General features: G+C 73.0%; 17 protein-coding genes. 6 read left to right on the top strand and 11 right to left on the bottom strand.

Going from position 1 to position 22310, the window contains the following annotated elements; genetic code table 11:
* From HHL10_RS25270 to HHL10_RS25250, 5 genes are all read right to left on the bottom strand, one after another.
* Positions 1–268, bottom strand: a 268-nt coding sequence (locus HHL10_RS25270; protein ID WP_169163180.1) for an aldehyde dehydrogenase family protein, incomplete at its 3' end; no start/stop codon positions are given.
* 34 nt (positions 269–302) lie between these two features.
* Entirely contained in the window at positions 303–1223 is a 921-nt protein-coding gene (locus HHL10_RS25265; RefSeq protein ID WP_169163179.1) for a dihydrodipicolinate synthase family protein, read from the bottom strand.
* 11 nt (positions 1224–1234) lie between these two features.
* Positions 1235–2425 (bottom strand): L-rhamnonate dehydratase, encoded by a 1191-nt coding sequence (locus HHL10_RS25260; protein WP_169163178.1) that lies wholly within the window; start codon positions 2423–2425, stop codon positions 1235–1237.
* A gap of 41 nt (positions 2426–2466) precedes the next feature.
* Positions 2467–3513 (bottom strand): 4-hydroxythreonine-4-phosphate dehydrogenase PdxA, encoded by a 1047-nt coding sequence (locus HHL10_RS25255; RefSeq protein ID WP_169163177.1) that lies wholly within the window; start codon positions 3511–3513, stop codon positions 2467–2469.
* A 39-nt stretch (positions 3514–3552) separates the two neighbouring features.
* Positions 3553–4539, bottom strand: coding sequence for a Bug family tripartite tricarboxylate transporter substrate binding protein (locus tag HHL10_RS25250; protein ID WP_375138981.1), 987 nt, complete (start codon positions 4537–4539; stop codon positions 3553–3555).
* 101 nt (positions 4540–4640) lie between these two features.
* Here HHL10_RS25250 and HHL10_RS25245 point away from each other — a divergent pair, with 101 nt between their 5' ends.
* Complete coding sequence (locus HHL10_RS25245) at positions 4641–5576, top strand: LysR family transcriptional regulator (RefSeq protein ID WP_169163176.1); 936 nt, start codon at positions 4641–4643, stop codon at positions 5574–5576.
* A 39-nt stretch (positions 5577–5615) separates the two neighbouring features.
* Here the strand turns inward: HHL10_RS25245 and HHL10_RS25240 are convergent, their stop codons facing one another.
* On the bottom strand, positions 5616–6701 hold the full coding sequence (locus tag HHL10_RS25240; protein ID WP_169163175.1) for a LysM peptidoglycan-binding domain-containing protein: 1086 nt from the start codon (positions 6699–6701) through the stop codon (positions 5616–5618).
* Between the two features lie 106 nt (positions 6702–6807).
* On the opposite strand from HHL10_RS25240, the gene HHL10_RS25235 reads away from it, so the two are divergent.
* The 4 genes from HHL10_RS25235 to gloA2 all read left to right on the top strand — a co-directional run bounded on the left by HHL10_RS25235 (position 6808) and on the right by gloA2 (position 10854).
* The gene (locus HHL10_RS25235) at positions 6808–8079 is read left to right on the top strand and encodes a TIGR02270 family protein (RefSeq protein ID WP_205833208.1); all 1272 of its coding nucleotides are present in this window, start codon (positions 6808–6810) and stop codon (positions 8077–8079) included.
* 72 nt (positions 8080–8151) lie between these two features.
* Positions 8152–9699, top strand: coding sequence for a type VI secretion system-associated FHA domain protein TagH (gene tagH, locus HHL10_RS25230; RefSeq protein WP_169163174.1), 1548 nt, complete (start codon positions 8152–8154; stop codon positions 9697–9699).
* Positions 9692–10453 (top strand): PP2C family protein-serine/threonine phosphatase, encoded by a 762-nt coding sequence (locus tag HHL10_RS25225; RefSeq protein ID WP_169163173.1) that lies wholly within the window; start codon positions 9692–9694, stop codon positions 10451–10453. Before tagH ends, HHL10_RS25225 begins: the two co-directional genes overlap by 8 nt.
* A 17-nt stretch (positions 10454–10470) precedes the next feature.
* Complete coding sequence (gene gloA2, locus HHL10_RS25220) at positions 10471–10854, top strand: SMU1112c/YaeR family gloxylase I-like metalloprotein (protein WP_169163172.1); 384 nt, start codon at positions 10471–10473, stop codon at positions 10852–10854.
* A gap of 94 nt (positions 10855–10948) precedes the next feature.
* Here gloA2 and HHL10_RS25215 read toward each other — a convergent pair whose 3' ends face one another.
* From HHL10_RS25215 to tssJ, 5 genes are all read right to left on the bottom strand, one after another.
* Positions 10949–13585, bottom strand: coding sequence for a patatin-like phospholipase family protein (locus tag HHL10_RS25215; RefSeq protein ID WP_169163171.1), 2637 nt, complete (start codon positions 13583–13585; stop codon positions 10949–10951).
* Positions 13586–13738: 153 nt separating this feature from the next.
* Positions 13739–17317, bottom strand: coding sequence for a type VI secretion system membrane subunit TssM (gene tssM / locus HHL10_RS25210; protein WP_169163170.1), 3579 nt, complete (start codon positions 17315–17317; stop codon positions 13739–13741).
* Positions 17318–17320: 3 nt separating this feature from the next.
* Positions 17321–18664 carry a DotU family type VI secretion system protein gene (locus HHL10_RS25205; protein ID WP_169163169.1) on the bottom strand — a complete coding sequence of 448 codons (1344 nt, stop codon included), beginning with the start codon at positions 18662–18664 and terminating at the stop codon, positions 17321–17323.
* Positions 18665–18792: 128 nt separating this feature from the next.
* A complete protein-coding gene (tssK, locus tag HHL10_RS25200) occupies positions 18793–20130 on the bottom strand; it encodes a type VI secretion system baseplate subunit TssK (protein ID WP_169163168.1) in 1338 nt (445 codons plus the stop codon).
* A gap of 61 nt (positions 20131–20191) precedes the next feature.
* Positions 20192–20698, bottom strand: coding sequence for a type VI secretion system lipoprotein TssJ (tssJ, locus tag HHL10_RS25195; protein WP_169163167.1), 507 nt, complete (start codon positions 20696–20698; stop codon positions 20192–20194).
* A 142-nt stretch (positions 20699–20840) separates the two neighbouring features.
* Between tssJ and HHL10_RS25190 the strand changes: the two genes are divergently transcribed.
* Positions 20841–22202, top strand: coding sequence for a lytic murein transglycosylase (locus HHL10_RS25190; RefSeq protein ID WP_169163166.1), 1362 nt, complete (start codon positions 20841–20843; stop codon positions 22200–22202).
* Positions 22203–22310: the final 108 nt, after the last annotated feature.

Here is a 22310-nt window from a genome sequence, read left to right as displayed (position 1 = left end):
TGCCCTCTTCGCGCGCCAGCAGGTCGCCCAGCTCGGCCTTGCGGGCCAGGATCTCGCTGCCGGCGGCGTCGAGGATGTCGAAGCGCTGCTGCGGCGTGGACAGGCCCCAGGCCGGCGCGGCGGCATGCGCGGCGGCGATGGCCTGGCGCGCCTGCGCGGCGTCGGCCTGCGCGTACTCGCCCACCACGTCGCGCGTGTCGGAGGGGTTGATGTTCTGGCATACCCCGGCGCCTTCGACCCAGGCGCCGCCGATCAGGTTGAGTTTCATGTCGAGCATGGCTGGTTGAGGCGGCAAGCGCTGGTCAACGTGCCCAGCGCAGCACCAGCGGGTCGAGCCGGCGTGCGATGTCGATGAGCCCCTGGCGGATGGACGCATGCAGGTCCGGCCAGGGATGGCGCGGCGCGCTGCATTGAATGATGCCGCCGGCCTCCATCAGCGCCTTGGCCGCCAGGAAGCCGGCCTGCCGGTTCTCCCAGTTGATCAGCGGCAGCCAGCGCTGGTACAGGTCGAAAGCCTCGTCGCGCCGGCCCTGCCGGTACGCGTCCACGATGGCGCGCATCGCGTCGGGGAAGCCCCCGCCGGTCATCGCCCCGGTGCAGCCGGCCTCCAGGTCGGCCCACAGCGTGATGCCTTCCTCACCGTCCCACGGGCCCTCGATGGCCGCGCCGCCCAGCGCGATGAGCTCGCGCAGCTTGTTGGCCGCCTGCGGCACCTCGATCTTGAAGTAGCGCACGTTGGCCGTCTCGCGCGCCAGGCGCGCCAGGAAGGCCGCGGACAGCGGCGTGCCCGCCAGTGGCGCGTCCTGCACCATCACCGGGATGGCGATGGCCTCGGACACGGTGCGGAAGAAGTCCGCGACCTGCGCCTCGCCCACGCGCAGCGTGGCGCCGTGGTAGGGCGGCATCACCATCACCATCGCGGCGCCCATGTCCTGGGCGCGGCGGCTGCGCGCGGCGCACACCGCGCTGCTGAAGTGCGTGGTGGTGACGATCACCGGCACGCGGCCGGCCACGTGTTCCAGGATGGCCCGCGTCAGCGTCTCGCGCTCCTCGTCCGAGAGCGCGAACTGCTCGGAGAAGTTGGCCAGGATGCACAGCCCGTTGGAGCCGGCATCGATCATGAAGTCCACGCAGCGCAGCTGCCCGGGCAGGTCGAGCGTGCCGTCGGCGTGGAAGATGGTGGGCACCACCGGGAACACGCCCTCGTAGCGTCGTTGGCTCATGGCGGCTTGCCTCACTCGATGATGCGGAACTGGTCCAGGTAGTCGGTGCGCAGCGTCAGGCCCAGGCCGGGCACGTCGTCGCGCAGCTGCAGGAAGCCGTCTTCGGCCACCGGCTCGCCCGAGAAGATGTAGTAGAAGAGCTCGTTGCCCACCTCCACGTCGAACATCGGGAAGTACTCGCTCATGGGGCAGTTGAGGCTGCTCATGGTGAGGTGGTAGTTGTGCATCTGGCCCGCGTGCGGGATGACCGGCACCGAGTAGGCCTCGCACAGCGCGTTGATCTTGTGCGCCATGGTGATGCCGCCCACGCGGTTCGTGTCGTACTGCACCACGCTCACGGCCTTGCGGTCCAGCAGCTGCTTGAAGCCGTAGAGGCTGAACTCGTGCTCGCCGCCGGAGATGGGGATGCTGGTCAGCTGGTTCAGCTCGGCGTAGCCGTCGATGTCGTCGGCAATCACTGGTTCTTCCAGCCAGCGCGGCTGGTACTTCTCCAGCTTGGGCAGGATGCGCTTGGCGTACTCCACGTTCCAGCCCATGTAGCACTCCAGCATCAGGTCGTTCTCGTAGCCGATGACCTCGCGCACCGCCTCCACGGACTTCAGGTTTTCCACCACGCCGCGCTGACCGTGCTGCGGCCCGTAGCCGAAGCGCATCTTGAAGGCCTTGAAGCCCTGCTTGAGGAAGGTCTCCGCCTCGCGCTGCATCTCGCCCAGGTCGGTGCGGTAGAGCTTGGAGTAGTAGCAGGGGATCTTCTCCTTGGTGCGCCCGCCCAGCAGCTTGAACACCGGCTTGTTCACCGACTTGCCCAGGATGTCCCAGATGGCGATGTCGATGGCCGAGATCGCGGCCATCGCCACGCCCTTGCGGCCCCAGGCGTGGGTGGCGCGGTACATGCGCTGGTTGATGTACTCGTAGTCCCAGGGGTCCTGGCCCAGGGCATGCGGCGCGAGGTACTGGTCGATGATGGCCTTGGCGATGCGCGGCGCCAGCGCCACGTTGCCCAGGCCGACGAGGCCGGTGTCGGTCTCCACTTCCACCACGGTCCAGCCGTGGAAGCGGAAGGTGTCCATGGTGTCGTCGGCGCCGGCGTGGGCCTTGTTGTCCCACACCAGGTCCATGGCGTTGGAGCAGAAGTTGCCCTGCGGCGGCACGGTGGGGCCCTGCCATTCGAAGACGCGGGCGCGGATCTTGGTGATCTTCATGAGTTCCGTCTGTTGTTCGGTTTCGTGAAGGAAGCGGCGGCTCAGGCCATGCTGGCCGGCCAGAGGTGGCGCGCGCGCAGGGCGCGGCCCATGCGGCAGGCGATGGCGAAGGCGTTGGCCGTGGCGTTGACGTCGGCCCGGCCCTGGCCGGCGATGTCGTAGGCGGTACCGTGCGCCGGCGTGGTGATCGGGATGGGCAGGCCGCCCTGCACCGTCACGCCCTTGGAAAAACCCAGCAGCTTCAGCGCGATCTGGCCCTGGTCGTGGTACATGGTCACGATGGCGTCGAGCCCGCCGTCGCGCGCCTTGAGGAAGATGGTGTCGGCCGGGTAGGGCCCCACCACCGGCAGCCCGGCCGCGTTGAGCGCGGCCACCGCCGGGGCGATCACGTCGATCTCCTCGCGCCCGCAGGTGCCGCCGTCGCCGTTGTGCGGATTGAAGCCGGCCACCGCCACGCGCGGACGTTCCACGCCGTTGGCCTGCAGCGAGCGGTAGATCAGCGTGGCGGCGGCCTGGATGCGCTCGATGCTGAGGACCGAGGCCGCGTCCTTGAGCGGAATGTGCGAGGACACGCGTGAGGTCCACAGCCCGTCGAGGGTGTTGAACTCGCAGAAGTAGCCCTGCACGCCCAGGTGCTCGGCAAAGTGGTGCAGCTCGTCCTCGTGCCCGAGGCCGCCGAGCTTCATGGCGTGCTTGTTGAGCGGCGCGAAGCAGATGGCGTCCACCTCGCCCGCAAGCGTCGCGTCCATGCAGCGGTTCAGCACCGCCAGCACCGAGGCGCCGCCGGCGGCGCCCGCCTGGCCGCGGCGCACGGCCTCGGGCCGCACCGTGTCCATGGCGAGGAAGGCCGCGCGGCTGCCGGCCGGGCGCCGGCGCACCGCGGCGAAGTCCGCCACCATGTCGCAGGCCACTTCCACGCCGGCGATGCGCTGCCCCTCGGCCCACAGCCAGGGATCGCCCACCAGCACCACCCGCGCCTGGGTCGTGACATCGGGTCGGGCCAGCAGCCGGGCGATCAGCTCGGGGCCGATGCCGGCCGGGTCGCCCAGGGTCAGCGCCACCACGGGGCTCTTGTCGTCAGAAGTCATGAATGCTGCTTCTCCAGTCGGTTTCAAGCTCAACCGGCCTCAGTCCAGCCGGATGTCGCGGCGCTTGATCAGCTCCGCGTAGCGCTTGTTCTCGGCGTTGTGGAAGGCCTGGAACTGCGCCTGGCTCATGGGCTGCACCTCCATGCCGATGGCCTCCAGCCGCGCCTTCACGTCGGGCATCTGCACGATGCGCGTGACCTCGCCATGCACCTTGTCCTGTACCGCCTTCGGCGTGGCGGCGGGCATGTAGACGCCGTACCAGGCGCTCATCTCCACGTCCTTGAGGCCGGCCTCGGCGGTGGTGGGCACGTCGGGCAGCTGCGGGCTGCGCCTGGGCGATGCCACCGCCAGCGCCTTGACCTTGCCGGCCTTGATGTGCGGCAGCACGGAGGACATGGTGTCGAAGCTCATCTGGATCGAGCCGCCCATCAGGTCCACCAGCGCCGGGGCGCTGCCGCGGTAAGGCACGTGCGTGATGTCGGCGTGCGCGGCCTCGCGGAACAGCTCGCCGGCGATGTGCTGCGTGCTGCCGGCGCCGCTGCTGGCGAAGTTCACCTTGCCCGGCTGCTTGCGGATCAGCCCGACCAGGTCGTTCACCGTGTTCAGGCCCAGCTCCTTGTTGACCACCAGCACGTTGGGCACGGCGCCGACATAGGCCACGGGCACCAGGTCGCGCTCGTTGTTGTAGGAGAGCTTGATCAGGTAAGGCGCGATCGCGTGGGCGGTGGACACGCCCATCACCAGGCTGTGGCCGTCGTTGGCGCGCACCGCCTCGGCCGGCGCCAGGGTGTTGGAGGCGCCGGGCTTGTTTTCCACCACCACGGTGGTCTTGAGCGCCGGGCCCAGCTTGTCAGCCACCGCGCGCGCCGCGGCGTCGGTGCCGCCGCCGGGTGCCGAGCCCACCAGCATGCGCAGCGGCTTCGCGGGCCACTCCTGCGCCAGGGCGGGCGTGGCGGCCATGCCCGCCAGGGCCGCAGCCAGCCCGGATTGCAGCAACGAAGGCAGCCGCCAAGTGCTTCGCTTCATCGTCGTCTCCATGTCGTTGTAGGGATGGAAGCGGATGCTAGGGAGACGACCTATACGCGTAAACTTAAATGTTATGAACTGTCGATAGGTAGGGCTTATCGATGAACGGCCTGGTTTCCGCTCGTCATCTGCTGCAGCGCCTGCGGCTGCGCCAAGTGGCGCTGCTGCTGGCGCTGCAACGCCTGGGCACCCTGCGCGCGGCGGCGGCCGAGCTGGGCATGACGCAGCCGGCAGCGACGCAGATGCTCCAGGAGCTGGAGGCGACGCTGGAGCTGCCGCTGTTCGAGCGCGCCGGCCGTGGCCTGCGCCCGACCGCTGCGGGTGCCGCCGTGATGGCGCACTTCGAAGGGCTGCACGGGTCGCTGGAGGCGCTGGCGCGCACGCTGGAGGGACTGCGCGAAGGCGGGGGTGGCGTGCTGGCGGTGGGCTGCATCGCGGCGTCCTCGCCCACGCTGCTGGTGCGGGCCGTGGCCGCGCTCAAGCGCGAGCGGCCGCTGCTGAAGGTGCGCATCGTTACGGAAACGAGCGATCACCTGCTCGACTTGCTGGACCAGGGCGAGCTGGACCTGGTCATTGGCCGCATCACCGAGGGCCATGCCCATGGCGACTACGACTCCACGGTACTGGCGGCCGAGCCCCTGAGCGTGGTCGTCGGGCCCCGCAACTCGCGTGCGCGCGACAAGGAGCTCACGCTGCCGGCGCTGATGCGCGATCCCTGGGTGCTGCAGCCGCGGCCTTCGCCAATGCGCGAGCTGCTGGAGCAGGAATTCCGGCTGCACGGGCTGGACACGCCGCGCAACCTGGTGGAGACGGCCTCCATGCACACCACCGTGTTCCTCATCAGCGAGGCGCCGATGGTGGCGGTTCTGCCGGCCGCCCTGGCGGCGCGGCACGAGCTGGAAGGCCTGCTGCGCGTGCTGCCGTTGCGCCTGCACCAGGCGCTGGAGCCCTACCGCGCCATCGTGCCGAAGCAGCGCCCGCTGGGCGTGGCGGCGCAGCGCTTCCTGGACCTGCTCGGTGCCGCGCTGGCGGCGTGACGGCGGCTCCGTCCCGCCCGCCCCCGCTCCCCCGGAGCCTTACTTCAACGTCCCTACCTTCTCCTTCAACGCCACCGCCCGCTGCCGCTCCAGCCGCGCGGTGTCGTTGCCCGGGTCGAGCTGCAGCACGCGGTCCCAGTGGCGGATGGCGCCGTCCAGGTCCTGGCGGGCGAAGGCGCCGCGGGCGTTGCTGGCCATGCGGCCCACCAGCTTCTTCTTCAGCGCCACCTGCCGCGAGGCCAGCGGCGAGCCCGGCTCCAGTCCCGACACCTGCTGGACCTCGGCCATCGCCTTCTCCACATTGCCTGCCCGCTCCGCCGCCTCGGCGCTGAGCAGCGCGCGCTCGGCCGGCGAGGGCCCGGGCGGCGCGGCCGCAGGCGCCGGCGGGGCCGTCACCGGCGCAACCACCGGTACGGGCGCAGCGGGCTTCTCGGCCGGCGGCACGTGTCTTTCGGACACCGGCGGGGATTTCTCGGCCACGGGGCCGGCCTTCTCGGTCACGGGGGCGGGCTTTTCGGCCACGGCCGTGGGCGGCCTGCGCACGGGCTCCGGCGCCTGGGCCCGTGGCGCCGGGCGCTCGCGCTCGACCACGGCCGGCTGCCCGGTGCCCGGCACGCGCAGCGCCTGGCCGCTGGAGAGCTGGCGCGGCACCTTGATGTCGTTGAAGCGCGCCAGCGCGTAGAACAGGAACTTGTCGCCCATGAAGCGCTCGGCGATGCTGGAGAGCGTGTCGCCCGGGCGCACGGTGTAACTGAAGGACTCGCGCGGCGTGATCACCGGCTCGCTCATCTGGCGCAGCAGGCTCTGCGCGAGCTTGTTCTGCGGGTCCAGCGCCAGCGCGCGCTGCAGCTCGGCGCGGGCCTGCACCTCCTGGCCCGCTTCCAGCGTGCTCACCGCCCCCAATGCCATCTTCTGCGCCTGCTGCTGCGCCGCCGGCGAGGCCGGTCCCGGCACGGGCAACACCGCGGGCTGCGGCGCCGGGGCCGGCGTGGTCGCAACGGGTGAGGGCGCGTCGGCCGACGCTTCGGGCTTGCCGGCCGGGTCATTGGCCGCGCAACCCCCCAGTGCCGCGGCCACCGCCCACAGCACACCGGCCTGCACCTGGAGATTGAGCTTGCTGTTCATGGCATGGCCCCGGCACGGGCGTGACTTGACTGGTTGCAGTGTCGCCTTTCCACGTCCGGCTGGCGCGTGACTTTGGTCGCTTGTCCCGGCGCCCTGGCGGCCCAGCATGGGCGCGATGCAAGGCCTGGACCGCCCGCCCGTCGCCGCCGTCGTGCAGCAGCACGCCGAGGACTGCGCGCACCTGCGCCACGTGCGCTCGGTGCTGGTGCGCGCCCCGCATGTGCGGCTGCGCCACCTGCGGCGCCTGGACGATCGCATCGCCGCCCACCTCGACGGCCTGGTGGTGGCCGGAGCGTACGGCCGGCGGCTGTGCACCGAGGCGCTGGCCAGCCCGGGCGCGGGCGCGGTGTTCGCCGCCGCGGTCCTGGCCCTGGGCGAGCGCGACCAGCCCGCGCTGGAGCGCCTGCTGGCCGTCGCCGCCGAAGTACCGGATGCGCGGCGCGGGCTGCTGTCCGCTCTGGGCTGGCTGTCGGCAGGCTCGCTGCAGGGCACGGTGCAGGCGCTGCTGTTGGCACCTGATGCGTCGCGCCGCGCCCTGGGCCTGGCCGCCTGCCGGCTGCATGGTGTGGACCCCGGCGCGCCGCTGCTGGCGGCCCTGCGCGGCGAGGCGCCGGTGCTGCGCGCCGAGGCCCTGCGCACGGCCGCGGTCCTGGGCCGGGCCGATCTGCTGGAGCACGCGCTGGCCGCGCTGGACGATGCCGAGGTCGGGCCGCAGGCGGCCTGGGCTGCCTGCCTGCTGGGCGACCGTGGCCCCGCGCTGCGCCGGCTGGCGGCACTGGCGCAGGGTGAGGAGCCCGCGGCCGAGGCGGCGCTGGGCCTGCTGCTGCAGGCCTCGGCGTTTGCGGCCGCGCAGGAGCTGGTGGCTGCGCTGTCGCAGCGCGCGCGGCAGGCGCCCGCGCTGCGGCGGCGGCTGGTGCGCGCCGTCGGCGTGCTGGGCGATGTGCGGCACCTGCCCTGGCTCATCGGGCTGATGGACGACCCGGCCCTGGCGCGCCTGGCCGGCGAGGCCTTCTCGCTCGTCACCGGCGCCGACCTGGCGGACCTGGACCTGGAGCGCCGTCCGCCCGTGCCGGCCGGCGGGCCGAGCGGCGATCCGCGCGACGACGACGTGGCCCTTGACGAGGACGAGAGCCTGCCCTGGCCCGACCGCGAGCGCGTGCAGCGCTGGTGGGAGGCGCGGGCCTCCAGCCTGGCGCCGGGCCGGCGCGTCTTCATGGGCGAGCCGCCCTCGGCGCAGCAGGCCGCGCGCGTGCTGCGCGAGGGCACGCAGCGCCAGCGCCTGCTCGCGGCGCGCGCCCTGGTGCTGCTGGAGCCCGGGCGGGCGCTGTTCAACGTCCGCATGCCCGCCTGGCGGCAGCAGCGCAGGCTGGCGGCATGACTTTCGTAGCTTGAGCATGCCGGCAACGAAGGCGAGCATGGCCGGTACGACCTTGCCATCGGGACCGATGCCATGAGCCTCACCTTGCGCGCCGTGTCGCTCAACGATCAGCCGCTGTCGCGGCCCATCATGGCGCGCTTCGAGCGCGAGGGCACCATCGGCCGCTCCGACCACAACACGCTGGCGCTGCCCGACCCGGAGCGCCACATCTCGCGCCAGCAGGCGCAGATCAGCCGCAACGCCGCGGGCTTCGTCATCACCAACGTCGGCAGTGCCAACCCCATCAGCGTGCGCGGCCAGGCGCTGGCGCAAGGACAGTCCATGCCGCTGGCGCACCACGACCAGGTCCGCATCGGCGGCTACCTGCTCGAAGTGCTCGACGAGGGCGATGTCGATGTTGACGCCACGGCGCTGCTGCCCGCCGGGTCCGCGCGCGCCGTGGACGCCACGCCGACGCCGCTGCCGCCGCGCCTCGACGGCGTGCCGCCACAGGCGCTGTCCGGCGATCCCTTTGCCGACCTGCCGGAGCTGCCCACGGCATCCCGGGCCGACGCCGCGGCGCCCGCGCCGCGCCTGCCCGACGATTTCGACCCCTTCGCGCCGCCGCGCCCCGCCGGCGCCGGGGCCGGCGCCGCGCCCAGGGGCGAAGGTCTGTTCGACGACCTCATTCCCGGTGCCGCGCCGCGCCCCATCGACGAGGCGTTCAACCTGCGCGCGGGGGACGACCCGCTGGGCGACTTCGTGGCCCAGCTCGGCGTGCCGACGCGCGACACGGCGGACGCGGCGGCGCTGAGCCGCGATCCGCTGGTGCTGTTCGGCGCCGCGCCGCCCGCCGCGGCCGGCGCGGCCTCGCGGCCCGACGACACGCCGGAGCTGCACGCCGTCTTCAATCCGCCCAAGGCCGTGCCGGTCATGGCGCCGACCCCGACGCCGATCCCGGCCCCGGTGGCACCGCCCGGCGCCGCGGCGGCCCTGGCGCGGCCGGTCGCGGACGAGGCCGGGCTGTGGGACGCCTTCTGCGAAGGCGCCGGCGTGCGGCCCAAGCTGCCGCAGGGGCCGACGGCCGAGACGATGCGCGCGGCCGGGCAGCTGCTGCGCAACGCGGTGGAGGGCACGCTGGAGCTGATGTCGGTGCGCGCCACCACCAAGCAGGAGCTGCATGCCGACGTCACCGTCATCCAGGCCCGCAACAACAACCCGCTGAAATTCTCGCCCGATGCGCAGTCGGCCCTGGAGCAGCTGCTGCAGCCGCCGATGCGCGGCTTCCTGGACGGCCCGGCCGCCATGACCGACGCCATGCAGGACCTGGTCGGCCACGCCATCGGCACCATGGCCGGCACCCGCGCCGCGCTGGAGGGCGTGCTGGGCCGCTTCGCGCCGCAGGCGCTGGAGGCCAAGCTCGGCGCACGCTCCATGCTCGACAGCGTGCTGCCCATGAACCGCCGGGCCCGGCTGTGGGAGCTGTACCTGCAGCATTTCGAGGCCATCCGCGGCGAGGCGCAGGAGGACTTCGACACGCTCTTCGGCAAGGCCTTCCTGGCGGCCTACGAGCAGCAGCTGCAGCGGCTGCGGCAGGCGCGGCCGGGCTCCGGGTCGGCGGAACGTGGCAGCCATGAGTGAGGTCGCCATGGCCGGGCGCAGCGGCTGCGGCGCGCGCCAGCGCAACGAGGACGACTGGCGCACCGGCGGCGAGGGCGCGCGGCGCTGGGCCGTGCTGGCCGACGGCGCGGGTGGCCATCGCGACGGCGCGCTGGCCGCGCGCTGCGTGGTGGAGGCGGTCGCGGCCGGGCTGTCCGCCCCGGATGCCGCGCTCGAGCCGGCGATCCTGACGCGCGTGGTCGCGGACGCGCATGAGCAGCTGCGGCAGGCGCAGCAGGGCGCCGTGGGCCAGGAGCGCATGCATGCCACGGTGGTGGCGCTGTGGCTCGACGCGCCGGACCGGCGCGTGCTGTGGTCGCACGTGGGCGACTCGCGCCTGTACCGCCTGCGCGGCGGCGCCGTGGAGCTGCTCACCCGCGACGACAGCCTGGTGCAGCAGCTGCGCGACGCCGGGCTGCTGACCGAGCGCCAGGCGCTGGAGCATCCGCGCCGCAACCAGCTCATGGCCGCGCTGGGCATGCCCGAGGAGGTGGAGCCGCACACGCCGGCCGCGGCCGCGGTGCTGGAGGAGGGCGACGTCTACCTGCTGTGCAGCGACGGCTGGTGGGGCGCGCTGCAGCCGCAGGACCTGGCCGACACGCTGGCGCAGTCCTCCTGCGTGGAAGCGTGGCTGCAGGGCATGTGCGCGCGCATCGAGGCGCGCGCGGCGCCGGGGCAGGACAACTTCACGGCGGTGGGGGTGTGGGTGGGAAACTTGCCGCAACCCCTGGCCTGAATTCCCACCCACCCGCCATGCTGCTTCGCATCCACCACGCCGCCGTCATCTGCTCCGACTACGAGGCCTCGAAGCGTTTTTACGTCGAGGTGCTGGGGCTGAAGGTGCTGGGCGAGCACCACCGGGCGCCACGCGGCTCCTGGAAGCTGGACCTGGCGCTGCCCGACGGCGCGCAGATCGAGCTGTTCTCCTTCCCCGATCCGCCGCCGCGCCCTTCCTACCCGGAAGCGCGCGGGCTGCGGCATTTGGCGTTTGCAGTCGAAGACGTCGAGCAGGCCAAGGCACGGCTGGAGGCGCGGGGCGTGGCCGTCGAGCCGGTGCGGCGCGACGAGTTCACGGGCAAGCGCTTTACATTCTTCGCCGATCCGGACGGGTTGCCGCTGGAGTTGTACGAGGCGTGAGGGAGGCTGGCGCGGCGGCCGTCGATGTCGAAAGTCGGCTTGAAGCGCTCACCACGGTACAGGCGGCAAGCCCTGCATACCGGGCCGCCGCCGCTCAAGGCGCCGGGCGTGCCGCGCTGGGCGGGCGGTTGTCCTTGAGACGGTCCAGCCGGCCCTGGTGCAGGAAGAGGCGGTCAAGCACATGCAGGTGCAGCCGCGCGACCAGGAAGCCCAGGGTGGCCGCGCCCACGCCGATGAGCACGTCGTTGGCCGTCTTGCGAAAGCGCAGCGCCTTGCCGATGAAGCCCAGCCCCAGCGCCGACAGCGCGGCCAATGCCAGGCCGATGGCGAAGTCGCTGACCTTCAGGTTCAGCACCGGCTGGTCCCACTGCAGCCAGGCCACCCGCAGCGCGATGCCCAGCAAGGCCATGGCCAGCACGCCGGCGAGCAGCTGCAGCTGCCGCATCAGCATCCAGACCTTGAAGAAGAGCTTGCCCGCGACATCGAGCTGGCGCAGGTAGGCCGGGTCGGGGCGCGGGTCGCTCAGCAGCGGCAGCACCTTGAGGAAGTCCCAGTCGTGGCGCTGCCCGGGCCCGGCGGCAAAGCCCAGCACCGGCCGCTTCAGGGCATGCACCGTGCTCAGGTAGCCGCAGCCCATCAGCGACTTCGCCTCGATCTCCGAGAAGGAGTCCAGGTCGGTGCGGATGGCGGCGAGCCGGCGCTGCACCTGCCGCTGCACGCCGTGGGGCAGTATGGGCATCTCCACGGGCGTGGGCGAGGGGTCGGTGCAGCCGATCCAGTCCACGGGCTGGTTGTCCAGGCCCTGCTTGAGATGGACGAACATCAGCCCCTTGAGCAGCCCGCCGCGGCGGCGGCTGGCCAGCTCCTCGAACTGGCTCACGCGCACGCGCGCCTGCAGGATGCTGTTGGCGCGCAGCGGCACGCCCAGCAGCCCGTTGGAGGGAAAGTCGCAATCGTCCATCTGGCCGCTGGCGTCGCTGACCAGCAGCACCGAGCAGCCCTGTTCCAGCAGCGCCGCGGTGCCCTGGTTGTCGAACACCCCGCCATCGACCAGCCGCACCAGCGGACGCACTGCCGAGCGCTTCTCGCCAGGCATGCGCTCGTAGAGGTCGGGCAGCGACAAGGGCTCGAAAATGCCGGGCACGCAGGACGAGGCCGCCACGGCATGGCCCAGCCGGATCTGCCGGTACGCCTCGGGCGCATCTCCCAGGTACATGCGGCGCAGCCGGTAGTTGGCATCCACCTCGGCGTTGATGCCCGCCGGCGGCTCGCCCATCCAGCTGGCCGTGAACTGCCAGTTGTGGCCGGTGTTGAGCGAGGTCGCGTTCAGCACCAGGATCGGTACCTTGGCCGAGCGCCGCCAGTTGCAGTCCTTGGGCGAGAAATCGTCGTCGGCCCCCTTGGGGGTGAACATCAGGTCGGACAGGTGGCGCGGCTCGTTGCCGCGCTCGTCGGCCACGCGCGAGAAGATCTTTTCCTCGTAGAGCTCGCCCGCGCGCAGCGTGCGGGAGTACGAGGGCTTGAAGATCAGCTTGAGATTGGTCCACCACTCCGCGGCGATGCGCGTGCGGATGTTGGTGCCGACACCGGCCACGAACTCCCGCTCGATGTCCTTGACGATCTTGATGTAGTCGTCGCGGCCGATCTCCTCGTCTTTCTTGCTCTGCAGCAGGCGCTGCACCTCCAGGTAGTAGTGCGCGCCGATGATCGAGCCACCCGACACGCAGGACAGGTACTCGACATGGCGCAGCAGGTCGAGCTCGGCCAGCCGGGCCAGCACGCCGATGTGGTAGAGCGAGGCGCGGAAGCCGCCGCCTGACAGTGCCAGGCCCACCCGGCCGCGCAACACCGACTCCAGCGCGGCGGCGTCCTGGCCGAGGAACTCCCGGAGCACGGCCACCGCCTCCGCGTGGGCTGGCTCGTCCGGTGTGCCGCCGGCGCGCTGCCGCATGAGCAGCAGCGCGCCGAGCTGCCGCGCGGTGCTCTCGCGCTCCCAGTCGGGCACGCCGCCGAGTGCGGCGGCGCGCAGCAGCCATTGGCGCGCCTCCTCGAAGCGGCCCAGGCCAAAGAAGGCTTCGCCCAGCGTCACGAGGTACCACCAGGTGCCCGACAGCTCGGCCTTGCCGGGCTGCGCGGGCAGGCCGGGCAGGATCTCGACGATCTGCTCCCGGATGCCACGCGCCAGCGCCTGGCGATGCGCGGCCAGGGACTGCAGCGCTTCGGGCTGGCCGGCGATGCGTTGCTGGTCGGCCAGCTGATCCAGCACGAACGCCGCGTTGATCGCCGTGTAGCCCACATCGCCGGCGATGCCTTGCTCCAGCCCGCGGTAGTAGTAGGTCAGCGCCGTTTCGAGTTCGCGTACTTGCGCGGTCTGCTCCCATCGGCGCTTGTAGATCGCGCCGGCCAGGCCCAGCGTTTCCTGGTTGACCGTGGTTTCCAGGTCCTCGACCTCGCTGAGGATGCTCTGCGCCGCGTCGAGCTTGATCTCCTCCTGCAGGTCCGGGTCCTTGTAGGTGCACAGGGCCTGCCTCTGCGCCACGCGCAGCCGCAGCGCGGCGTCCTGGCGCAGGCTGTCATGCGCGGCGGCCCGGGCGAGCACCTTGCGGGCCAGGCCGATGCGCCGGCCTTTCATCAACCGTTGCGCCAGCGACAAGGCGTCGGATGGCGAGACGTCCCGTCCCGCGATGATGTCGCGGGCCTGCTGGACTGACTGCTCAAGGTCATTTGTCATCTTTTTCTCCTCGGCGATGGGCGGACGGTGCCGCGGTTCAGCGTCGATTCCAACACTGGGCCGGCGCCTCGGACCGCTCGCCGGCACTGGAGGCCGACGTGGCGGCACGATCGCGCCGTGCCCGGGGCGGCGGCACCCACGCGATGTGCGAGCTCACAGCCCCGCCGGACAGGAAAACTCCGCCAGCTCGTTCAGCCGGAACGGGTTGCGCACGCTGCTGGCCGTGACCTCGAACACCGCGCGGCGGCCGTCGATGTCGAAAGTCGCCTTGAAGCGCTCGGGCGCGCCGCCCGGGTCGATGCGCACGCTGTCGAAGAGCCGGAACAGCGCCCACGGCCCTTCCTTGACCAGTCCCGAGGCGCCGGTGGGGCTGGGCGGCATGAGCTGCACCCGCACCTGGGAGCTGCCGCGCGGCCCGGGCCACTGCACCGCCATCGGGATGGCCGGGCCGTGGGCATAGCGCACCAGCTGGCCGTCCACGTCCAGCGTGAACTGCGAGATGCCCGGGTCCATCTCCAGCGGCTTGAACTCCAGCCGCAGCGAGGGTGTGGGCCCGCCGGCAAAGAAAGTCTCGCGGATCGCGGCGGCGCGCTGGAACTGCGGCAGCGAGCCGCTGTCGCCACCCAGCGGCGTGCCTTCCACGGCGCGGAAGCGCCAGGGCCGCGTGGTGGTGTCCACGTAGGCGGCGAGCTTCTGCTGGAACAGCTGGTCGATCTTGCCGCCCGGGCCGAACAGCAGCGCGAAGTCGGCCTGCGTCACGTCGCGCGCGGCATGGCGGTCCAGCGGGTAGCGCCCGGCCACGGCCTGACGGCAGAACTCGCCCACCGCCGAGCGCACCTCGTTGGACAGGCTCTGGCGCAGCACGGTCTGCGAGACTTGCGCGCTGCTCGCGGCCAGGGTGTCGAGCAGCCCGCGCAGCGGCTGCGGCATGCGCGCGGCCTCGGCCCGCGCCTTGGCGGGCACGGGCGAGGGCGGCGGGGCGGAGCCGCCCTTGAGCGCCATGTCGGCGGCGGTGAGCTGCAGGTGCAGCTCCGCGATCAGGCCCATCGTGTCCTCCAGCGGCGCCTTGCCACCCTCCGGCGCGGTGACGAGCTGGCGCAGCCCGGCAAAGCGCTCGTCCACCAGCTGCACCTCCAGCCCCGGCCCGTCGCTCGCTGGCGTGGTGCCGCCGGTGAGCGTGCCCAGGATCTGGCCGCGCAGCTTGTCCACGGTCTGCCCCGCCTGTTGCCCGGTCTTGCCGATCACGCCGGCCGCCTTGTCCGGCGCGCCCAGTGTGGTCTCGCGCGAGATGGCCCTGAGCAGCGGCGCCAGCGGGTTATCGGGCACCGACAGCAGCCGCGCCAGCTGGATGGCCTGCGTTAGGTTGCCCGGCGGCTGCAGCCGGATGTCGGCAATGAAGCCTTCCCAGGCCGAGGCGTAATCGTTCAGGTACAGGCGCCGCACCTCGTCCACCAGCGCCGGGGTGGCCGTCAGCCGTGCTGCTGCGCCGCCCGCGGCCTCCTCGACGCCCAGCACCCAACCCTGCTCCTGGGCCAGCTCCTCGGCCACCTGGGCCACCTGCTTCTGGAAGCCGCGGTGGTAGCCGTCGTAGGAGAACAGCCCTGGCACGCCGCGTGTCAGCGGTGCGCCGCTGGCGCGCTGGAACACCAGCGCGGCATTGGCGCCGGCGGCGCGCGCAATGGTGAACTCCGGGAACTCGCGCCCCAGCCCCTGGTGCCGCAGCCGCCGGTACACGCGCTGCGGCAGCGGCACCGCCGCCAGCCGCAGCCGCGCCTGCTGCACCAGCGCGTCGTCGCGGGGCAGCGGCGACACCACCATGCGCTGCGCCAGCAGCGCCTCCAGGTGCACCGACAGCGCCGCGCGCCGCTCGGCGTCGAGCGAGCGGCCGAAGTCCGCGTCCCACAGCGCCTCGACATGACGCTTGAGCGCCGCGGCGTCGTAGTGCGTCGGGTCGTACAGCATCAGGTAGGCCTTGAGCGCCTCGTAGTCGGCCTCCGGCGCACTGCTCGTGCCGCGCAGCTGGGCCTCGATGCGCAGCGCCAGCCGCGGCAGCAGCGCGTCCACCAGCATGCGCTCGTAGGCGGCCTGCGCGGCGCTGTCCATTTTGCGGCCCTGATCCAGTCCGAAGCCCAGCCAGGGCACCTCGTCGTCCTGCCCGGCGCGGGCCAGGGCGCGCGTGGCCTCCAGCGCCGGGACGATGGGCTGCAGCTCGGCCGAGGCCCGGTTGGGCGTGCCCTGCACCAGGCGCTGTACCGCGTCCACGCGCGCGGCCACGCCGTCCAGGTAGCGGCGGTTGCCGGCGTAACTGCTGATCCAGGCCGCCAGCGCCAGCGTGGTCACCAGCGCCAGCGCGGCGTAGCCGCCCAGCATGAGCAGGCCGCGGCGCCGCTCCCAGGCCAGGTTGGTGCCGGCCACGCCGCTTTCGGCGAACACCACCTCGGTGATCAGCCGGGACAGGAAGAAGCTCTTGCCCGTGCCCGCCTGCGGCGCGGGAATGGCGTGCTCCAGCCGGTGGCTGCGTGCCACGGCGGCGAGCACGCGGTCGATGGGCGTGCCCTCCTGCGTGCCGCTGACGAAGTACACGCCGCGCAGCAGCGGCTCGACCTCGTAGGGCGAGGGCGAGAAGGCGGCGTCGACGAACTCCTGCAGCGGCGCGCGCAGCGCCGCGAACTGCCCGGGGAAGCCGTAGACGCGCGCGCGCCGGGCGGCGTCGCGCTCGTCCTGCAGCCGGTCGATCAGCCCGTCGCCGAGCCGCTGCTGCAGCGCGTCGAGCTCCGGCCCGAAGCGCTGCAGGTGCTCCTGCGTCTTGCCTGCGAGATCGAAGGTGAAGCCCCAGGGCTCGGCGCGCTCGGCCTTGCCCAGGTGGCTGAAGGTTTCGGCGAAGCCGGCCATCAGGTCGCACTTGGTGACCAGCAGGTAGATCGGCAGCCGCAGGCCCAGCTGCTCGTGCAGCTCCTGCACGCGCTGGCGCACATGCGCGGCGTACTCGGCGCGGTCGATGGCGCCGCGCGTGAGCAGGTCCGGCACCGACACCGTCACCAGCACGCCGTTGAGCGGCTGGCGCGGGCGCGCCTGCTTGAGCAGCTTGAGAAAGCCGCCCCAGGTGGTGCGGTCGTTGTCGCGGTCGCTGTCCTGCGTGGTGAAGCGCCCGGCGGTGTCGATGAGCACGGCGCGGTCGGTGAACCACCAGTCGCAGTTGCGCGTGCCACCCACGCCGCGCAGCACGTCCTGCCCCATGGCCTGCGCCAGCGGGAAGTTGAGCCCGCAATTGCGCAGCGCCGTGGTCTTGCCCGAGCCCGGCGCGCCGATGATGAGGTACCAGGGCAGCTCGTAGAGGTAGCGTCCGTTCAGGCGCGCGGCCCAGCCCGAGAGCAGCCCGGCGGCGCCGAAGCGCGCGCGGCGCAGCGTCAGCAGCGCGCGCTCGAAGCGCTCGCGCACGGCGGCGAGGTCGGGGCTTTCCACCTCGGCCGGCGTGGGCGGCGCGGCCAGCAGCTGATCGACCACGGCCTGGTTGCCCCGGCGCGCGCGCCAGGCCTTCCAGGCCAGCATCAGCGCCGTGGCGCCGGCCAGGGCGGCGATGGCGATCCAGCGCTCGCGCTCGGTTTCCAGCGGTCGGTGCTCGCCGATGGCCAGCAGCGGCCCGACGATCCACAGCACCAGTGCCGCCGCCAGCAGCAGCACCGCCAGCAGCACCCAGCGGTTGAAGACCAGGCCCAGCAGCTTCCTGAACATGTCTCACCCCTTGCCGCCCGGCACGAACAGCGTGATCTCCACCCGGCGGTTGCGTGCGCGGTTGATGTCCGAGTCATTGGGCGCCACCGGCTCGCCGGCGGCGCGCCCTTCGGCGCGCACGCGCCCGGCCGGCACGCCGCGCGCGATCAGGCGCTCGCGCACGGCCTGCGCCCGCGCCTCGGACAGGTGCCAGTTGGAAGGGAAGCGCGCAGTGCGGATCGGCTCGCTGTCGGTGTGGCCGGTGACCAGCACCGCGCCGCCCGCCTGCGCCAGCGCGTCGCCGATGCGCTGCAGCAGGGCCTCGCGCGCCGCGGCGGGCGTGGCGCTGCCGGGCGGGAACAGGCCGTCGCCGCGCAGCGTCACGATGCTGCGGTCCACGTCGTCGCGCACCGCCACCAGCCCGGCCTGGATTTCCGGCTGCAGGAAGCCCGCCAGCCGCGGCGGCGCGGCGGGGCGCACGGGGGGCGGCGCCGCCGGGGCCGCCACGGCGGGCAGCGCCAGCGCGGGCGGCGACAGGCGCAGGCGCTGGATGTCGGCAAAGACCGCGTCCGAGCGCCGGCCCAGCGAGGCCGACAGGCCCAGGTAGGTGCCGGCCAGCGCCAGCGCCGCCACGGCCGCCGCGGCGGCCAGCGGCAGGCTGCTGTGCAGCGCGCGGCGCGGCGCGGCCTGCACCTGCCAGTGCTGCGCCAGCGGCGCCGGGTAGTCGCCGCGCTCGCGGCGCAGGATCTGCGCCAGCTTGTCGCGCACCGCCTCCAACTGGGCGCGGCCGTTGGGAATGAGGCGGTAGCGGCCTTCGAAGCCCAGCGCCAGGGCGCAGTAGATGAGCTCCAGCAGGTCGCGGTGCTCGGCGGGCTTCTCGGCCAGCCGCGCCATGAGCTGGAACACCTTCTCGCCGCCCTGCACCTCGTTGTGGAACAGCGCCAGCAGGCTCTGGCCTGCCCACGCGCCGCTGCCGCCCCAGGGCGTGTCGGCCGCGGCCTCGTCGAGCATGGTGCACAGCACGTAGCGCGCGGCCATCACGCGCTCGGCCGGCACGCCGGCGGACGCGGCGCGGGTGGCGAAGTCGCGCACGCCCTGGGCCAGCGACGCGCGCAGCGCCGCCGGGTCATCCATGCGGCGCGTGGCGCGCAATTGGGGCACCGCCAGCAGCAGCGGGTTGGCCAGCGCCACCAGCGGGTTCAGGCCGCTGTCGGGCAGCGCGGCCTCGGCGGCCTCCGGCGCGGCACCGTCGGCTGGCGAGGGCGTCGGACGCGGCGGCGCGCCGCGTCCGCCCGGGTTCGGCCGGATGAAGGTCGGCTGCTCGTCGCCGGCGGCGAAGGGGTCGGTGAAGGCGGCGCGGTCGGTCATGGGGTCGCTCCGATCGACGTAGGGCGCAGGCTGGGGCTACCGCTGTGCGGAAGCGACGAGGGGACGCGCGAAGCGGCTCGGCTCGCGACGCAGGTCCGGCAAGCCTCTGCGTAGCGCGCTGCGCCCCCTCATGGCCGGATCGCCCACAGCTCCAGCTCCAGCCCGGGGAAGTCCCCGGCCACGTGCAGCGCCAGGCTGCCGCTGCGCTCGATGTGCTTCCACAGCTCGCCGCCGCGCTCCAGCTCGAAGTAGTGGAAGCCGGCGTGGAAGGGCAGCTGGCGCGGCGCCACCGGCAGCAGCCGCAGCGGCACGCCGGGCAGGTGCAGGTTCACGAGATCGCGGATGCGGTCCGCCGGCCCCAGCGTGGACTGCGCCGGGAAGCGCTGGCGCAGCTGCTCGCTGGCCACCTGCGCGTTGACCGCCAGCACGAAGCCGGCCTTGCGCGCCAGATCCGGGTCGGGAATGAGCGCGGTGCGCACGCTGTGGGTGCGCTCGACCAGCTCGATCTGCAGCGCATGGCGCTCCGGCGCCAGCGTCAGCAGCCGGCGCAGCTCCTCCACCAGCGGCGCGAAGGAGCCCTGCAGGTCGTCGTGCCGGTACAGCGGGTAGTCGGGCGGGCGGCGCGCCGGGCTCAACAGCGTTGCGAGATCGCCGGCGAGCTGCAGGCAGGCCTGGTGCAGCAGGAAGGGGTGCACCTGCGGCGCCAGCGCCAGCTGGCGGAACACCGGCTCGGCGCGATTGAGCGACTGCAGCGTCATGAAGCCGGCCATCTCCGACACGCCGTGGCTGAGCTGCCCCATGCCCTGCACCAGCTGCTGCGCCTGCTGGCGCATCAGGCCGTGCAGCAGCGTGGCCATGGCCGAGAGCTGCGCGGTGGCGTCCAGCCGCGTCTGCGGCGCGATGTAGCCGCGGTCCAGCACCACCTGGCGGTCGCTGCGCAGCTCGCGCACGCGCGCCAGGCCCAGCGCCGCATGCCCCGCCGCGGCGTCGCGTGCGCGCAGCAGCCGCAGCCGCAAGGCGCCGGTCTGCACCGCCTCGGGCTCGTCCTCGGCATGCGTGTGGTCGCGCAGCGGTTCCTCCACCGCCAGCCAGCGCGCCGGGCGCGGCGAGGCGGACTCGTCGAAATCCACCTCGTTGACGCCCTCGCGCGCCAGCGGCACGGCCAGGCAGACCAGCTCGTCCTTCATGTCGGGCGGGATGTCCAGGGGCGGCGGCGGTGCGTCGGTCTGCGGGATGCGCACCGGCGTGCCGTCGGGCAGCACGCCGCTGGCGCGCACCACGCCGACGCGGCCCACGGCCAGCAGCGCCTCGTCCAGCACCAGCTCGAAGAAGCCCCAGCCGTAGGCGGAGCCCACGGCCTGGGCGCGCATGTCCACCAGGTACTCGACATGGCGCGCCTGCTGCTGGAAGTGGTGCGGCAGCAGGAACATGCCCTGCGACCACACGACCGGGCTGTGGCGGCTCATGGGCGCACGCGCTCCAACGCCACCGCGGCACCGCCGTGAGCCGCAAGGCGCCGGACCCGGCTCATCGCTTCTTCCCCTGCGGCTGCGGCGGCTGCACCTGCACGGTGGCCGCCAGGCGCAGGCCCTGGGCCTGGATGCGCACCTGCTGCGTGCGGTTGGGCTCCACCGGCAGCACGCTGCGCCAGGTGGCGTGCTCCAGGTCGCGGAAGGCGCCCAGCACGCCGATGAAGCGCACCTCCGGCGCCAGCGTGCGCTCGATGGGGCGCGAGCTGCCGGGCGCGAGCATGAACTCCTCGCGCGCGACGAGGTCCGCACCCAGCTCGGCCTGGTCGCGCTGGTAGAGCGAGACGAAATCGGCGTTGTTGAAGGCCGTGGCCGACTTCAGCTCGTAGACGCGCACCAGCAGCGGCGAGGGCCGCCGCGAGATGCTCGGATTGAGGTCGGCCGCGGCCTCGATGCTGCCCACGACCAGCGTGGGCGGCGGCGGCGGAGGGGGCTTGCCGGCGCAACCGCCCAGCGCCAGGGCCACACTCACCGCCACGACCGGAGCGACGCCGTTGGACACCATGCGGACCTCCTGTGCGGCCCAGCATAGGCAGCCGCGCGCGGCCTGCCTCGTGACCAAGGTCACCGGCGTGCTTGCACGATCCTTGTCCCCTGGCTCGCGAGCCATGACTTCATCCATCACCCGCCTTGAGAAGGAGCCCCCTTTGAAATCCTTTCCCGGACGCGCCGCCCTGCTGGCGACGCTGAGCCTCGCGGCCCTGGGCGCCGTGGCGGCCGAGCCCGAGGCCGAGCCTGAGAGCGCCGACAACGGCCTGGCGCCGTGCATCGCGGCGCTGCGCAAGCGGCTGCCCGAACAGCAGCCGCAGGTGAGCGTGCGCACCTTCGAGCGCTACACGCGCGCGGCGCAGGACCTGCGCCCGGTGATCGAGGCCGCCACCGCCGCGCAGCCGGAGTTCCAGGTGCCGATCTGGGACTACCTGATGCGGCGCGTGGACGAGGAGCGCATCGCCGACGGCCGCGCGCTGCTGGCGCGCGAAGCCGCGGCGCTGGCCGCCATCGACAAGCGCCACGGCGTGGACGCGGCCACCAACGTGGCGGTGTTCGGCATCGAGACCGACTACGGCCGCGTGCAGGGCCGCTACCCGGTGGTGGACGCCACGCTGAGCCGCGCCTGCCTGAACCTAGACAGCGCCGAGCGGCGGCGCAACTTCTTCGCCGCGTTGTGGCTGCTGCAGGAAGGGCACGTGCAGCCCGACACCTTCCTGGGCTCCTGGGCCGGCGCCTTCGGGCAGACGCAGTTCATGCCGGCCACCTTCGTGGCTTACATGGACGGCGCCGTCGAGGGCGCGCGCACGGTGGACATCGTGGGCAGCACGCCCGACGCGCTGGCCACCACCGCGCGCTACCTGGCCGGGCTGGGCTGGCGCAGCGGCCTGCCCTGGGGCGTGGAAGTGACGCTGCCCGACGCGGCGCTGGAGCGCTTCAACGCCCCGGAGTCCGGCCACCGCTGCCTGGAGCGCGGGCAGCCGGCGGGCAACTGCCGCACGCTGGCGCAGTGGGCGGCGGACGGCGTCAAGCGTGCCGACGGCCGGCCCCTGCTGGGCGAGGGCGCGGCGCCGGGCTGGAGCGGCGAGCTGCGCACCGCGCTGCTGATGCCCGTCGGGAGTGACGGGCCGGCCTGGCTGGTGACGCCCAACTACCAGGCGATCTGGCGCTACAACCGCGCCGATGCCTACGGCCTGGCCATCGGGCTGCTGGCCGACGCGCTGCGCGGCGCGCCGCCGCCGAGGAGAGCCTGGCCCACCGACGACCCGATACTCTCGCGCCGCGACCTGAAGGAGCTGCAGGCGCTGCTGCGCCGGCGCGGCCACTGCGAGGTCACGCCCGACGGCCGCGACGGCCCGCGCACCGCCGCGGCGATCCGCGCCGAGGAATTCCGGCTGGAGCTGCCGGAAACCGGACGCTCCGGGACGCGCATCCTGGCGCGGCTAAAGGACAGCCCGCGCGGGAGCGAGGAAGCGCCGGACTGCGACAGGGCGGCGGAGGCGGCGTCGGCGCCGCGCTGAGGAGGCGCCGCAAGGCCGTCGCCGGGACGCGGCTTCACCCTTGAGCGGCCGCGCCCGGCAGGCATCGGCCGTGGATGCAATGGGCCTTTGGTCAGTGCTTCGCTTTCG

The sequence above is a fragment of the Azohydromonas caseinilytica genome, from assembly GCF_012927045.1.
Taxonomy (GTDB): domain Bacteria; phylum Pseudomonadota; class Gammaproteobacteria; order Burkholderiales; family Burkholderiaceae_C; genus Azohydromonas; species Azohydromonas caseinilytica.
The sequence above is the reverse complement of the archived record's forward strand: the minus strand, read 5'-3'. Positions and strand labels throughout refer to the sequence as shown.